Source organism: Rhodococcus sp. OK611 (genome assembly GCF_003050885.1).
Lineage (GTDB): Bacteria > Actinomycetota > Actinomycetes > Mycobacteriales > Mycobacteriaceae > Rhodococcus_G > Rhodococcus_G oryzae.
Window position 1 is genome coordinate 175,877 of record NZ_QAOZ01000008.1, and the last position, 13,724, is coordinate 189,600.

Consider the following 13,724-nt stretch of genomic DNA (forward strand, 5'->3'; position numbering starts at 1 on the left):
CCTTTTACCCGATGGCCAGCCATCCGAGCAGGTCGTCGGTGAGCAGTTCGCCGTCGATGGCGAGGTTCCCGCCGATCGCGCCGAGGTCGAGCAGATAGACGCTGCGTCGGTCCCGTCCGCGGTGCCTCATGAACAGTCCCCGCCCCCCACTGTCGTCGCCGACCAGCACCCAGTCGGGTGCATACTCTCGCACCTCGAATGTCTCGTTGCGCTCCTGGATCTGGTGCGGTCCGTACAGCAGCAGGCCATCGTCGCGCAGGGCCCCGGCCGTCGACCGCCACAGCGCGGCGATCGTCGGATTCGGGCCGTCCCGGAGCCCGCGGGCGAGGGCGGCCTGGACAGCGAGGAATCCCGCGAAGTTCTCCGCCACGGGGTACTCGTCGCCGTCGAACGGGTCTCGGCGGACCACCGGCCACTCGCCGTCGATGCCCCGGCGATCGAGCGCGAAGTAGTGCGTGTCGCCGCCCTCCTCGGCGTGGAAGCACAGCCGAGTACCCGTCGATCGCCAGTCTGCCGTGATCGCCTCGTCGGCCTCCGCGGGCGCGGCCGTCGCGATCGGGGCCCCGCGCAGCCACCCGGCTCCGTACTCGCCGAGCCACCACCGGTAGGACGGGGGCAGCGGACCGAGGCGGGTCTGCACATTCTCGATCCGGTCCCGCGACGTCGGCCCGGCCGGGCGTTTCGCCAACCCGGGCGATGCATCGAACAGGGAACGCAGCTGTTCGAGATCCGGTCTCACCGGGGTGAGCCTATCCGGGGCGTCCGTGCCCTCCACTACGGTCGGACGGGTGGACTGGGCGAGCGTGGAAGCGGCCGTACGGGATCAGATCGTGGCGTTCGTGCGCCTCATGCGCGTGGAACACCCCGACGACCGGATCTACGGCGCCGCCGTGCACGAGTTCTATGCCGAAGCCGGCGGCGTGATCGCGTGGCCGTCGATCGGGGTCGCCAGCGAGGAATCCCTCGCGTCGGTCGCGACCGACCACCTCGCCGCCGACGCGCTGCGGTGGAGCCCGGCGGACTGGCCGTGGCAGCTCGACCCAGGCGAGGCGGAGGACCGCTTGGCCGAGCGCGTCGAGGCAGCCGCGACGGCCGATGACGGCGAGCGCTGGCATGCCGTCCACCACCGATTCGAGCGCACGGTCGCCAAGGCCTGTAAGGCGGCGCGCCGCACACTGATCGACGAGGAGGTCGTCGGCCGGGAGTTCGTCGCGGTGGCCATGGACGAGGCGTGGGAGCTGATTCCGCTGAGCCTGACCAAGACCCAGGTACGCAGGCACTTCCCCGAACTCGACGAGGAGCAGCGGGCGCTCGACCGGCTGGCCGCGCTGCCGCCCGACCTGAGGGTGATCGAGTTGATCGCGATCGCCGACTCCCCCGTCCACGCGCCTCCGGGTACCGAACGCGCACGCGCCTGGCTCCGCGAGCTGGGAACCGACGCGGTGTCCGCGATACTGGAACATCTTCCGGTGGCCCGCGAGAAGTGGTTGTGGGCGAAGCTGCTCGGCGAACTCGGCATCCCCACAACGGAAGTGGTCGCAGCACTGGATGCGATTGTGGGCAACCGTCGACTGGGGGAACCCGATCGAGCCTGGGCAGCGGCGGCGCTCTCCCGTCTCGGCCGGATGGATCTGGTGACGGCCCGGCTCGATCGGCTGCCCCGGGAGGTCGCCGTCCGCGGGCTCACCGCCCCGTACACCTCCTTCCGGGACGTCGGTGTCCACCAGCCGTTGGACTACGGCCCGTTGGAGGCTGCGCTGACCGAGCATCCCGCGCTGCACGACGCGGTGTGCGATCGGCTGTCTCCGGGCAGCGGGTACTGCACGATCGACGCGGACGAGGCCGAGGCCGCGTTCGTGGGACTCGCTTCGCCCTGGGCCGCGGTGCGGCGGCACGGCGTGTTCGTGCTGACGGACACGGCGCTCACCCTGAACCTGCGAGAGCGGTACAACGCCGAGCTGCGCCGCCTGGCCAGGGATCCGGATGCCCTCGTCCGCGATGCCGTCGCAGCAGCCAGCGATCGCGGTCCAGCCGTGCATTGAGCCGCGGCTCTGGTGGAGCCCGGCCGACCGCGACAACGCTCGCTTGCACCAGCCGGGTCGGCCCGTCGTCGGCGGTCAGCTCCGGCGCGGACGGCGCAGCCGGAGCCGGCTGTAGGTGAAGACTGCGAGCACACAGCTGATGAGCACCAACATGGCGATGCTGAGCAGCCACCACGATGCGGTGTGCTGCCACAGCGTGTCCGGCTCGGTGCCGGTGGAATTCGTGACCAGGTCCACCGTCGAGGCCGCGGCCGCGAACCCCCAGCGGGACGGGAAGAGCCACGCGACCTGTTCGAGTACGGCGCGTCCGGTGATCGTGATCAATCCTCCGCACATCACCAGCTGCGCCATGATCGTGACCACCAGCATCGGCAGTACCTGCTCGTTCGAGCGCGCCACCGACGACAACGCCAATCCGACCAGCACACAGCAACAAGTGGTGGCGGCGATGTCCACGATCAGTTCGACCGAGCCCGAGGGGATCAAGCTGCCGCGACCAGGGAGACCCTTGCCCACGAAGACGATCAGCACCATGATCACCGACTGCACGATCGCGGCGGCGCAGAACACGACGATCTTCGCCGTCAGGTAGGCGGACGGCAGCAGCCCGGCGGCACGTTCGCGCTGATAGACCATGCGCTCACCGACCAGGTCGCGGATGGTCAGTGAACAGCCCATGAAGGCGGCGCCGAGAATCAGCACCACCAGGATCTGGGTGAGTTCACCGGATACGTCGGTACCCGACGGCCCGAACCCGGTGTCGCCCGGCACGAGCAAGGCCAGCCCGCCGAGCACGAAGGGCAGAAGCGACAGGAAGATCAGGTAGCCCCGGTCGGCGCGGATCAGCCGAACCTGGCGGCGGGCGACGGTGCTCAGCTGCTTGCGCCCCGACGTGTGTGCGGGGCGACCGAGAGGCCCCGGCGGGCTCGGTGGCGGCACCGCCTCGGGGCGGGTGGCGCGATATTCGGCGAACACCCCGTCCGGGTCGGATGCGACACGGGCGAAGATGTCGGCCCAGTCGGTACTGCCGAGCGCGGCCCCGACTCGGTCGGGCGGGCCCACATACGCGGTCTTGCCGCCCGGAGCGAGGAGGAGGACCTGGTCGCACATCTCGAGGTACGACAGCGAATGCGTGACGATGACGACGACGCGGCCCGAATCGGCGAGACGGCGCAACGTCGCCATGATCTGCCGGTCGAGCGCGGGGTCGAGACCCGAGGTCGGCTCGTCGAGGATGAGTAGGGATGGACCCGTCAGCAACTCCAGCGCGACGGATGCGCGTTTGCGCTGTCCGCCGGAGAGACGATCGACGCGGGTGTCGGCGTGCTCGGTCAGTTGCAGTTCGTCGAGTACCCCTGCGATCACCTCCTCACGGTCGGCCCGGCTCGTGTCCGGCGGCAGTCTCAGCTCCGCGGCGTAGCCGAGTGCCCTCCGGATGGTCAGCTGGCGATGGACGACGTCGTCCTGGGGGACCATGCCGATGCGGGAGCGCAGTACCGAATAGTCGGTGTGCACGCTGCGCCCTTCGAATTCGACGACGCCTTCCGTGGGGCTTCCCGAACCGGAGATGATCTTGGCGACCGTGGTCTTTCCCGCGCCGGAGGGCCCGATCACCGCGGTGAGGCTGCCGGGTCCCGCAGTGAAGGCGACCTCCTCGAGCAGTCGCCGCCCGCCTTCGATGACGAGTCCGACGCCGTCCACCCGCAGCCCGCCTGCGGTCGGGGCCACCACCTGCCGTGGAACGAGCCGGCCTTCCTGCACGCTGAAATCGGTGTTGCCGATCGTGACGACGTCGCCGTCGGTCAGCTGCGCGCGCGACACCCGGGCGCCGCCGACGAACGTTCCGTTGGCGCTCCCCAGGTCGTCGATCTCGAGGCCGGACGGCCCGTTGTGGACGATGGCGTGATGGCGCGAGGCCAGCACATCTCGGACGACGATGTCGCTGTCGGGCGACCGTCCCACCGTGAGGGATCCCGCCGGGACCGCCTCGTGCGGTGTCGGGGGCGGGCCGCTCGAGGCCCCTACCTCGATCGTCGACTCGTCAAATCGACCGCCCACGTCCAGTCGCGTCGCGTCGGGATCTTCGATCGAGATCCGCACGACGGGCCCCTCGACCGCGTCACCCAGCCGGACGAGGACGTGGCTCGTGACGGGGACCTTCTCTCGCCGCTCGCCGCCGACGTAGATACCGTTCTTGCTGCCGGCGTCGACGAGCTGCCATCCCTCGTCCCACCTGAGCCGTGCATGCTCGCGCGACACCAACGGATCGACAATCGTGATCTCCAATTGCGGATCCCTGCCGATGCGTACGGCTTTGCCTGCGCTGTAGCTTGCGCGGCCGTGATCGGTCTCGACCACGACCCGCTGGTGCTCGTTCCTCGCCCGGTCGTCCATCGCCACGGCCTCCGGTCAGCCTTATCGGGTGTAGAGCGTCGGCTCTTCCATGGTCGCACGTACGTCGACCCCCCTCCTCGGTGTCCGGGTGGGGCCGCTGGGGCCGCTGGGGCAACTGGGGCAACTGCGCTGCGAACTAGCCGGCGCGCTCGACCAGCACACACCGGGCGCCGGAGAAGATCGTCGGCATGCACTTGTTGCAGTGGATGCACAGCGACTTCGCACGGGCGTCCTCGGCGATGCGGTTGACCAGATCCGGCTCCCGCAGCAACGCCCGCGCCATCGCCACGAACTCGAAACCCTCGGCCATCGCGGTGTCCATGCCGGCCCTGTCGGTCACCCCGCCGAGCAGCACAAGCGGCAGCTTCACCGCGGCCCGGATCTGACGGGCCTGCTCGAGCATGAACAAATCCCGATACGGATACGCGTGAAACATCTGCTTGCCGATCAGCTGCACGCCGAGCCGCACCGGCTGCGGCATCGCCGCCGCGAACTCCCGCACCGGAGCATCGCCCTTGAACAGATACATCGGGTTGAGCAACGAACTGCCCATCGTCAGCTCCAACGCATCGACGCCACCGTCCGCCTCCAACCACTGCGCAACCTGGATCGCCTCGTCCACCCAGAACCCGCCCGGCACACCGTCATCCATGTTCAGCTTCGCCAAGATCGCGACCCTGTCACCGACCGCCGCCCGCACGGTGCGCGCAGTCTCGAGCACCACCCGCGCACGATTCTCCAACGAACCACCGTAGGAATCCTTGCGGTGATTGAGCTTCGGACTCAGAAACGAGCTCGCAAAATAGTTGTGACCGAAATGGATCTCCACCGCGTCGAACCCGCCGTCCACAGCCAGCTGAGCCGCCGTCCCGTGCGCCTCGGTGATCCGCGCGATGTCATCCTTCGACGCCGACCGGATCATCCGCATGCTCATCGGATTGAACGACCGGGACGGCGCCAACGCAGGCAAACCCGTCGACTTCTCGTTCGCCACCGGCCCGGCATGGCCCAGCTGCGCCGACGCCGCCGCCCCCTCGGCATGGATCGCGTCGGTCAACCGCCGCAGCCCCGGCAGGGCCTCCGGCCGCATCCACAACTGCCCGCGTTCCGTGCGCCCCTCCGGCGCCACCGCGCAGTACGCGACCGTGGACATGCCGACCCCGCCCGCGGCCGGACGACGATGAAACTCGATCAACTCATCGGTCACCAGAGCGTTCGGCGTCTTGCCCTCGAACGTCGCGGACTTGATGATCCGGTTACGCAGGGTGATCGGGCCCAGCTTGGCCGGGGCCAGGACATCGGGATGGGTCATGGGAGTCCTCCAATGTGTTCGGGGGGACCGCGGCGCAGACGACTGAGCCGGCTGTCGAGGTCAGGTGCGTGCACCAGATTGCGGCCGAACACCCGGACCCGATGTGACCCGTCTCACTCAGCGGGAAACCCCGTGGCACCGGAAGGCGGGCGCATAGAGTGTTACACGTGTCACCCGTTGGGCCAGGGGAAACATGACGAATCAACCAGGGAAGGGCGGCGCAGCTGTGCGAACTGATGGGCCAGATTCGACGTTCCGATCGACTCCGCCCGCCGACTTCGGGCAGCTGCTCGATCACCAGGCGGTGGTCGACAGCCTGCACCGGTTCCAGGCCCGACTCGACGCGAAGGACTGGCCAGGGCTCCGGTCGTCGATGACCGAGGACGCCCGCGCCTACTTCGTCGAGGGCGCCGACGCGGTTCTCGCCGTGGTCCGGGCCCACCTGGACGCATGCGGCCCGACGCAACACCTCATGGGCAACGTGCAGGTGCAGCTGGACGGGGACACCGCCCGGACTCGGTCGTACTTCCGCGCGTTCCACGTCGGCGCGGGCACGAACGAGGGCGCGGTCTACGAATGCCTCGGCGACTACGACGACTCGTGGACCCGGACCGACACCGGCTGGGCGTTGACGAGCCGGGTCATCGCCGTCCGCGCCGAAACCGGGGACCGGGCCGTCATCACCCCGCGGTGACCCGTCAGGCCGACTGCCGGACCACCACTCGCGGGGCGAAGAGATCGCCGAGCGGTTCGAAGGGGAGTCCGTCGACCAGACGGTGAATCGACTCCGCCAGGCCCGACGCGACAGCCGGCAGGTCGACGCAGGTCGTCGTCAGGTGCGGTCGCAGGATCGCGCCGAGCGGCAGGTTGTCGGACCCGACGACGGCGATGTCGTGCGGCACCTCCAGCCCCACCTCCCGCAGCGCCTGGATCAGCACCAACGCGAACTCGTCGTCGTACGCGTACACCGCGTCCGGGCGGCGTCCCGGATCGCGCCAGACCGAGAGGACGGGGAGCAGGCTGTCGATCGACAGGGCGCAGTCGACCCGTTCGACCGAGGCCCCTTCCTGCGCGGCCGCCGACGCGAACACCCGGAACCGGCGCTCCCCGAGCTCGGCGAGTTCGGCCCCCGGCACCAGGCACGCGAGTCGTCGATAGCCGCGTCGGACCGCGAGATACCTTGCCGCACAGTCGGCCAGCGAATCGAATTGGAACCGCGCGGTCGGCGCGTACGGGACCACCTCTGGTCCGGCGAGGAGCACGGCCCGCACCCCGGCCCTCCGCAGCAGCGCCGCCGCCTCGGCGTCGCAGCGCGAGGTGTCGGTGAAGACCGCTGCCGGGCGGAGCTGCGCCCACGCGCGGGCACCGGCCACGCCGCCCGAATTGCGGTCGCCGTGCAGGAGGAAGCGGAGCCCCCGCTCCGACAGACCCAGATCGAGCCCCTGCAGGATCGCGTCGACCGCGAACCCGAGCGGGATGTCGGGCATCGGCATCAGCACGATGTTGCTGCGACCGGCGCGCAGAGCGCTCGCCGTGAGGTTCGGCGTGTACCCGAGGGCGTCGACGCTCGCCAGCACGCGTCGCTTCGTCTGCTCGCTGATCGGGTGGTCGTCGCGACCGTTGAGCACATAGGACACGGTGGCCCTCGACACTCCGGAGTGACGCGCGACGTCTGCGCTGGTCGGCCGTCGTTCTCGCGCCCGGTCCACCGTCGTCCCCTTGACCTCCGACCGCCCGCCCCGGGTATCGGAGCGGGATACCCGGAACGCTACACGCGCGGCCGACCGTTGATGGCGGCGAAAGGCCGTCAACCGCCGAGCGCGCGCACCCGCTCGATGACCGGCGCGATCCGCAGGATCCGGTCGCCGGTGCCCCCGACGTTCAGCGGCGGTCCGAAGCCGCCGAATCCGACGCGCTGAGTGGGTCGGAGCACTGCGACCCCGAAGGCCTCCCGCAGTCCCGACTGCTGCTCGTAACCGGCGTCGGCGAACAGCAGGCGGAGCCGGTCGATCGTGGTGAGCAGCGACTCCGCCCTTGCGCCGAACGGTTCCCACGCGATGCCCGCCTCGTCGAACTCCCATTTCATGTGACCCGCGCCGAGGCCGACCTCCAGGCGGCCGCCGGTGAGGATGTCGGCGGTGACGATCTCGCGTGCCAGCAGCGCCGGATTCCAGAACGGGGCGTTGAGCACCAGCGTGCCGACGCGCAGCCGCTCGGTCGCCGCGGCCGCGGCGACCAGCACGGGGAAGGGTGCGGCGACGCCCAGGTGGTCCGCGGCGAACACCGTGTCGTAGCCGAGGCGCTCGGCGCGGCGACAACTGTCCACGAGGTCATTGCGCGAGCCGAGTCCGAAGATGTTGTACGAGAATCGGAATGCCCTCATGAGGGCCACGTTGCCACCGCGACGCGGATTCCGCCGCGGTTTCTGCCCGCGGCGGCCCTCCCCAAGGACGCGGGCGGCGCCCGGTCACCCGGTCGAGAACAGGTCCCGATGCGCCGACGGGCTGATTCCGAACGCGCGCCCGAAATGCAGCCGCAGCGACGCAGGCGACCCGAAGCCCGATTCGCCGGCCACCGCGTCGACGCCGAGCTCCGTCGTCTCCAGCAGCAGCCGGGCCCGATCCAGCCGCTGCACGAGCAGCCACTGCTGCGGGCTCGACCCGGTGCGCTCGCGAAACCGCCGGGTGAAGGTGCGCCTGGTCATCAGGACCACCCGCGACCAGTGATCGAGGTCGACGGGCTCGGACAGGTTCATCCGGGCCCACGCCATCGCCCGCTCGATCTCGTCCTCACCGTCCTGCTCGCGCACGGGGACCGGGATGAACTGCGCCTGGGTGCCGCTGCGGTGGGGAGCCAGCACCAGTCGACGGGCGAGCGCGGTCGCGGCGGAGACACCGTGGTCCGATCGGACCAGATGCAGGCAGCAGTCGAGCGCCGCGGCCGTACCGGCCGAGGTCACCACGTCGCCGAGATCCGACCACAGCACGTCCGATCTGACCGTCACCTGCGGATGCCGACGCGCCAGGTCCTCCGCGGCATGCCAGTGGGTCGCCGCCTCGCGCCCGTCGAGGATCCCGGAATCGGCGATCGGGAAGGCGCCCAGGCACAGTCCGACGATGCGCGCCCCGCGCCCGTGCGCCCGCCGGATCGCCTCGAGCAACGCATCCGACGGCCGGCGGGCCTGCACCCAGCTCGGGACCACCACCGTGTCCGCCTCGACCAGCGCGTCGAGGGAACTCCGCACCGCGACGTCGTAGCCGGCGTTGGTGGGCAGGATGCCCGGATCTTCGGCGCAGATGGTGACCCGGTAGCGCGGCGCCGTGCCGCGGTTCTCCGCGTGCCCGAAGACCAGCGACGGCACCGAGAGGTGGAACGGGCTGATGTCGGGAAAGGCAATCACCGCGACCGAACTGACCATGGCCCGATCTTAGCGAAACATGTCCTGAGGGCCACTGGTCCCGCCTGGGCGAACGGCCGATGCTTGGGGCATGACCTCGACAACAGCGAGCACGACATCGACCGGTTCCGCAGCGGCGCACGGCGTTCGGGCGGTCCTCGTGGGTGGCCCCACCCTGCACCTGAAGGTGGCCGGCCTGAGCATCCTCACCGATCCGACGTTCGACGAGCCGGGCAGCTACGAGGGCGGCGTCACCCTGACCAAGCTGACCGCGCCCGCGCTCCCCGCGGAGGCGCTCGGCCCCATCGACCTCGTGCTCCTGTCGCACGATCAGCACGCGGACAATCTCGACGACGCGGGCCGCCGACTGCTCGGCCGGGTCGAAACGGTGCTCTCCACGCCGGAGGCGGCCGGGCGACTGGCCGGGGTGACCGGACTCGCACCGTGGGACCACACGACGGTCACCGCCCCGGACGGCCGCGAACTCACCGTCACGGCGGTCCCGGCGCTGCACGGCCCCGCCGGATGCGAACCGATCACCGGCACGGTCACCGGGTTCGTGCTCAGCGCCAAGGGGATTCCCACGATTTACGTCTCGGGGGACAACGCGTCCGTCGAGCTGACCCGCGAGATCGGGGAACGGCTCGGCCCCGTCGACATCGCGGTCCTCTTCGCCGGGGCCGCGGATCCCGGCCGCTTCCCGGTGCCGGTCACCCTGACGTCGGCGGAGGCGGTCGAGGTGGCCCGGATCCTCAACCCGTCCGTCGTCATCCCCGTGCACACCGACGGCTGGGCGCATTTCACCGAGGGCGCGGACCGGTTCGCGGCGGCGTTCGAGTCCGCCGGACTCGACGCACGCCTGCACACGCCGGTGCCCGGCACGTACTTCGACATCTGAACTCGTGGGGCGCCGCGACCGCGGACACCCCCGAACACGGAAACGGTGGGTCGAATCCAGTGACTCGACCCACCGTTTCCGGAGTGGTCCTAGGTCTCGACGACCAAGTCGCTAGAACCGAGCGCACTGGCGATCTCGTTGAACAACGAGATGACGGGGTCGAACACCAGCATCGAGACTCCTTCTCACCGTTGGGATCTGCCGCCTCGACCGACTCGAGGGACGACCCATTTATACATAAGCGACCGAATCCCGGGGCCGGATTCCGAACAACACGACCCGATTCCCGTCACGTCAGGCCGGTGACGCACCGACCTGTCCGAGATGACGGGCGAAGAAGCGGGTCGCGCTGTCCATCTCGAATCTGGGCATGTCGACGTGCCCGCCGGCGTTGGCGTGCAACGACTTCTCCTTCGAGGCGAAGGCGTCGAACAGAGCGAGACCGGATTGACGTTCGACGTGCTCGTCGTCCCACTGGAGCAGGAACTCGATCGGGACGGTGATCTGTGCCGCAGCCTCGGTCAGCGATTCATGCCCGAGGCAACCGAAGACGGCCGCGGCGATCCTGGGCTCGGCCGCCGTCAACGGCACCCCGATCCCGGTGCCCTGCATGATGCCCCAGAAGCCGACCGGGACGTCGGCGCCGATCTCCGGCAACGCTAGGAGAGCGTCCAGCGTCGCCCGCCATTCCGGCACGGCGCGAGCTGCGAGGTCCTTGTGGATCTCCACGACGACCGGGCCGAGCGGCTCGCCCGCGGCCTGAGCCTGCCGCAGGACGGCGATGTGCTGCTCGTCCGCCGCGGTTCGGGGCCGCTCACCGTGCCCGGGCGCGTCGAGGGCGGCGACGTGGAAACCGCAGGCCCTCACGAACCGGTGCGCGCGGGCCAGGATTCCCGGAGAACTCTTGTGCTGGCCGCCACCGTGCGCCATCAGCACCAGCGGCGCGGGCTCGGAGCCGGATGCCGGCGACCAGAGCAGGCCGGTGATGTCACCCAGAGTGAAATTGCGTTCGACGACACCGTTCGACGATGTCTCCGCAGTGAAATGCATAGGTCGTTGCCTTTCGGGATTGCCTTGTGGGGGCGCTCCCGGCGACGTCTATTTCAGTCGCCCGACCGTGAAGAACAGGGGGAGCACCCAGTGGATACAGCGTTCACGGGTCTCACCTCCTCGAATGTGTCACGGTCGTCTTTCGGCGACTCCCGGAGGCTATCAGCTAGGGATTCAGAACGCGGGCAAGCATTGCATCGACGCCTGCCGTGAACTCCGCGACGAAGCCACCGCCTCCGTGCCCCGCATCGTCGACGACCACGAGCCGACTCGCCGGCCACAGCCGGGCCATCCGCCACGCGGTGTCCAACGGACCGGACACGTCGTAGCGACCGTGGACGAGAACGGCCGGGATCGCTGCGATCCGGTTCATCGAGGCCATGACCTGCCCCTCCTCGAGAAAGCAGTCATTGCTCCAGTAGTGCGTGACCATACGTGCGAAGATGCTGCGGAACAACGGATCCGAGTACCGCTGGCTCGGTTGCCAGTCAGGCACCAGGGACACGTGCGCCTCCTCCCACTCGCACCATTTCCTGGCCGCCTCCTCACGAACCGCCGCATCCGGGTCGGACAGCAGCCGCGCGTAGGCCGCCGCGAGATCACCACCGCGCTCGGCCTCGGGGACCCCCTCGACGAATCGCTCCCACTCCTGTGGGAACACCCGCCCCATCGCGCGGGTGATCCAGTCGATCTCGACGCGGGTGCCGGCGGTCACCGCGCCGAGCACCATCGCCGGCACCCGGCCGGGGTGCTGCTGCGCGTAGGCCAGTGCCAGCGTCACACCCCACGACATCCCGCTCACGATCCACCGGTCGATACCCAGATGCTCGCGCAGCCGCTCGATGTCCGCCACCAGGTGAGCGGTGGTGTTCGAGGAGAGGTCCGCGTCGGGTCCGTCCGCGAGCGGGCGACTGCGGCCGCAGCCGCGCTGATCGAACAGCACCGCCCGGCTCCGCGCCGGGTCGAAATACCGTCGGGCACCGGCGGTAGCGCCGGAGCCAGGACCGCCGTGCAGGAACAGCACCGGCACCCCGTCAGGGTCGCCGACGCTCTCCCAGTAGAGGACATGCCCGTCGGACACATCGAGCAGGCCCGTCTCGTACGGCTCGATCGGCGGGTATCGCGTGGTCACCGAAACAGCATGCCGAACCGCCGACGTCCGATCCACATCCTCGAGATCGCGCCTACACTCGGACCGCATGGGGATGCTGTTCGCGATGACGATTCCGGGGCTGGTGTGCCTGCTCGTCCTGGCCGCGTTCGCCGAGACCCTGTTCAATCGCCTCACCGGCGGCCGTTTCCTGCCGTGGACCCGCCGCGGTGGGCGCGGCACCGTGTCGGCCACCGGCTTCGAGCAGGTCACGGCGATGTTCCAGGGCTCGAAGCATCACGAGTTCGAGCAGCGCCAGGTGTCCCTGATGCATCGCGAGGACGACGCGGACGGGGCACCGCCGCTGGTGCGCGTGGATATCGCATCGAACCGGGCTGTGCTGCGCAACGCGGGTGACGTCCCGCGCTGACGGATTCGGGACCGGGCCCCCTCTCGGCGGGTCAGTCCGCCAGCACGTCGAGGGCCGCCGACAGCTGTTCCAGCGCCTCCAGCGCACGGCCGAGTTCCTCGACCCCCAGCTGATTCGCGAGCCGGTCGGCGAAGGCCCGCTGGTCGGGCGTGATGCGCCGCATCGCCGCCCGACCCTGGGCGGTCAGACGCAGCAGCTTCGCCCGGCGGTGGGCGGGATTCGGCAGGTACTCCGCGAATCCCTTGTCCACCATCAGGTCCGCTATCCGCTGCACGCTCTGCCGGGTGATGCCCATAGCCCGCGCGATGCCCACGACCGGCAGTGGTTCGTCGACGATCGCGCCGAGCACCTGCCACCACGCGGCGGTGAGACCGGTCGGCCGGGCCAGTTGCTCCGCCACCGCCAGGAACTGGCCGTTGAGCCGGAACGCGGTCAGGGCGGCGCCGGCGAGCAGCTCCGACGGCTTCGGCTCGGTCATTGCGCGGTCGCCGCCTGCAGCACCTCGAACGCGCTCGCGTCCGAGTGCGCGTACAGCCGATACCAGGCGTCGAGCACCTCCGGGGTGTAGACATCGAGGCGCCCCAGGATCTCGCGGGCGAACTCGACGGGGTTCGTCGCGCCCGCGGTGATCAGGTTCCGATCGGTCACCGCGGGCTCGTCCCGGTACCGGCCGCCGCCCGCGTAGCCGGTCATGGCCAGGAAGTACGCGACGTTGCTGGTGTGGTCACGGTCGTCGAGCAGGCCCTCGCCCGCGAGCCCGTAGGTCGCGCCGCAGATCGCCGCGACCGGCACGCCCGCGTCGAGAAACGCGCGCGCCTTTGCCGCGAACGGCGCCAGGGTGTCGCCCCCGATCCAGGTATCGGCCCCGGGCAGGATCAGCATCGCGCTGTCCCCGGGGTCGAGATCGGCCAGGAGGAGGTCCGGGATCATGCGCACGCCGCCGCTGCTGGTCACCGGGTCCAGGGTCAGCCCGACGGTGGACACCGAGTAGCGACCCGGTTCGCGCTGCCACTGACGTTGGTTGATGTGCGCGATGGCGTGACCGGTCTCCCAGTCCGCGAGGGTGTCGTAGATGGCCAGGTGCACCACTTGGTTCCTCATGACAGCATTC

At 69.8% G+C, this 13,724-nt stretch carries 13 protein-coding genes and 1 pseudogene; 4 read left to right on the forward strand and 10 right to left on the reverse strand.

Annotation, left to right across the window (positions count from 1 at the left end):
- Positions 1-4 precede the first annotated feature (4 nt).
- Positions 5-688, reverse strand: coding sequence for an SMI1/KNR4 family protein (locus C8K38_RS12210; protein ID WP_245222167.1), 684 nt, complete (start codon positions 686-688; stop codon positions 5-7).
- Positions 689-788: 100 nt separating this feature from the next.
- Here C8K38_RS12210 and C8K38_RS12215 point away from each other — a divergent pair, with 100 nt between their 5' ends.
- Complete coding sequence (locus tag C8K38_RS12215; RefSeq protein WP_209928265.1) at positions 789-2,042, forward strand: DUF4303 domain-containing protein; 1,254 nt, start codon at positions 789-791, stop codon at positions 2,040-2,042.
- A 75-nt stretch (positions 2,043-2,117) separates the two neighbouring features.
- Here the strand turns inward: C8K38_RS12215 and C8K38_RS12220 are convergent, their stop codons facing one another.
- Together C8K38_RS12220 and C8K38_RS12225 are read right to left on the reverse strand one after the other, a co-directional pair.
- Positions 2,118-4,436, reverse strand: coding sequence for an FHA domain-containing protein (locus tag C8K38_RS12220; RefSeq protein WP_097211813.1), 2,319 nt, complete (start codon positions 4,434-4,436; stop codon positions 2,118-2,120).
- Positions 4,437-4,572: 136 nt separating this feature from the next.
- Positions 4,573-5,748 (reverse strand): NADH:flavin oxidoreductase, encoded by a 1,176-nt coding sequence (locus tag C8K38_RS12225; protein ID WP_097211716.1) that lies wholly within the window; start codon positions 5,746-5,748, stop codon positions 4,573-4,575.
- 193 nt (positions 5,749-5,941) lie between these two features.
- Between C8K38_RS12225 and C8K38_RS12230 the strand changes: the two genes are divergently transcribed.
- On the forward strand, positions 5,942-6,442 hold the full coding sequence (locus C8K38_RS12230; RefSeq protein WP_097211717.1) for a nuclear transport factor 2 family protein: 501 nt from the start codon (positions 5,942-5,944) through the stop codon (positions 6,440-6,442).
- Positions 6,443-6,446: 4 nt separating this feature from the next.
- Here the strand turns inward: C8K38_RS12230 and C8K38_RS12235 are convergent, their stop codons facing one another.
- The 3 genes and pseudogenes from C8K38_RS12235 to C8K38_RS12245 all read right to left on the reverse strand — a co-directional run bounded on the left by C8K38_RS12235 (position 6,447) and on the right by C8K38_RS12245 (position 9,166).
- On the reverse strand, positions 6,447-7,457 hold the full coding sequence (locus C8K38_RS12235) for a LacI family DNA-binding transcriptional regulator (protein ID WP_097211718.1): 1,011 nt from the start codon (positions 7,455-7,457) through the stop codon (positions 6,447-6,449).
- A gap of 134 nt (positions 7,458-7,591) precedes the next feature.
- Positions 7,592-8,131: pseudogene (locus tag C8K38_RS12240) on the reverse strand (LLM class flavin-dependent oxidoreductase); the annotation flags it as partial.
- Between the two features lie 84 nt (positions 8,132-8,215).
- Positions 8,216-9,166, reverse strand: coding sequence for a GlxA family transcriptional regulator (locus C8K38_RS12245; protein ID WP_097211720.1), 951 nt, complete (start codon positions 9,164-9,166; stop codon positions 8,216-8,218).
- A gap of 70 nt (positions 9,167-9,236) precedes the next feature.
- Here C8K38_RS12245 and C8K38_RS12250 point away from each other — a divergent pair, with 70 nt between their 5' ends.
- Complete coding sequence (locus tag C8K38_RS12250) at positions 9,237-10,043, forward strand: MBL fold metallo-hydrolase (RefSeq protein WP_097211721.1); 807 nt, start codon at positions 9,237-9,239, stop codon at positions 10,041-10,043.
- A 294-nt stretch (positions 10,044-10,337) separates the two neighbouring features.
- On the opposite strand, the gene C8K38_RS12255 is transcribed toward C8K38_RS12250, so the two are convergent.
- Both C8K38_RS12255 and pip read right to left on the reverse strand, forming a co-directional pair.
- Positions 10,338-11,093: an alpha/beta hydrolase gene (locus C8K38_RS12255; RefSeq protein WP_097211722.1), complete on the reverse strand. Its 756-nt coding sequence runs from the start codon at positions 11,091-11,093 to the stop codon at positions 10,338-10,340.
- 166 nt (positions 11,094-11,259) lie between these two features.
- Positions 11,260-12,225, reverse strand: a complete 966-nt coding sequence (gene pip, locus C8K38_RS12260; protein WP_257017467.1) for a prolyl aminopeptidase — start codon at positions 12,223-12,225, stop codon at positions 11,260-11,262.
- Positions 12,226-12,292: 67 nt separating this feature from the next.
- On the opposite strand from pip, the gene C8K38_RS12265 reads away from it, so the two are divergent.
- Positions 12,293-12,613 (forward strand): DUF6191 domain-containing protein, encoded by a 321-nt coding sequence (locus C8K38_RS12265; protein WP_097211724.1) that lies wholly within the window; start codon positions 12,293-12,295, stop codon positions 12,611-12,613.
- Positions 12,614-12,644: 31 nt separating this feature from the next.
- Here the strand turns inward: C8K38_RS12265 and C8K38_RS12270 are convergent, their stop codons facing one another.
- Positions 12,645-13,091, reverse strand: coding sequence for a MarR family winged helix-turn-helix transcriptional regulator (locus tag C8K38_RS12270; RefSeq protein ID WP_097211725.1), 447 nt, complete (start codon positions 13,089-13,091; stop codon positions 12,645-12,647).
- A complete protein-coding gene (locus tag C8K38_RS12275) occupies positions 13,088-13,714 on the reverse strand; it encodes a DJ-1/PfpI family protein (RefSeq protein ID WP_097211726.1) in 627 nt (208 codons plus the stop codon). Before C8K38_RS12275 ends, C8K38_RS12270 begins: the two co-directional genes overlap by 4 nt.
- Positions 13,715-13,724: the final 10 nt, after the last annotated feature.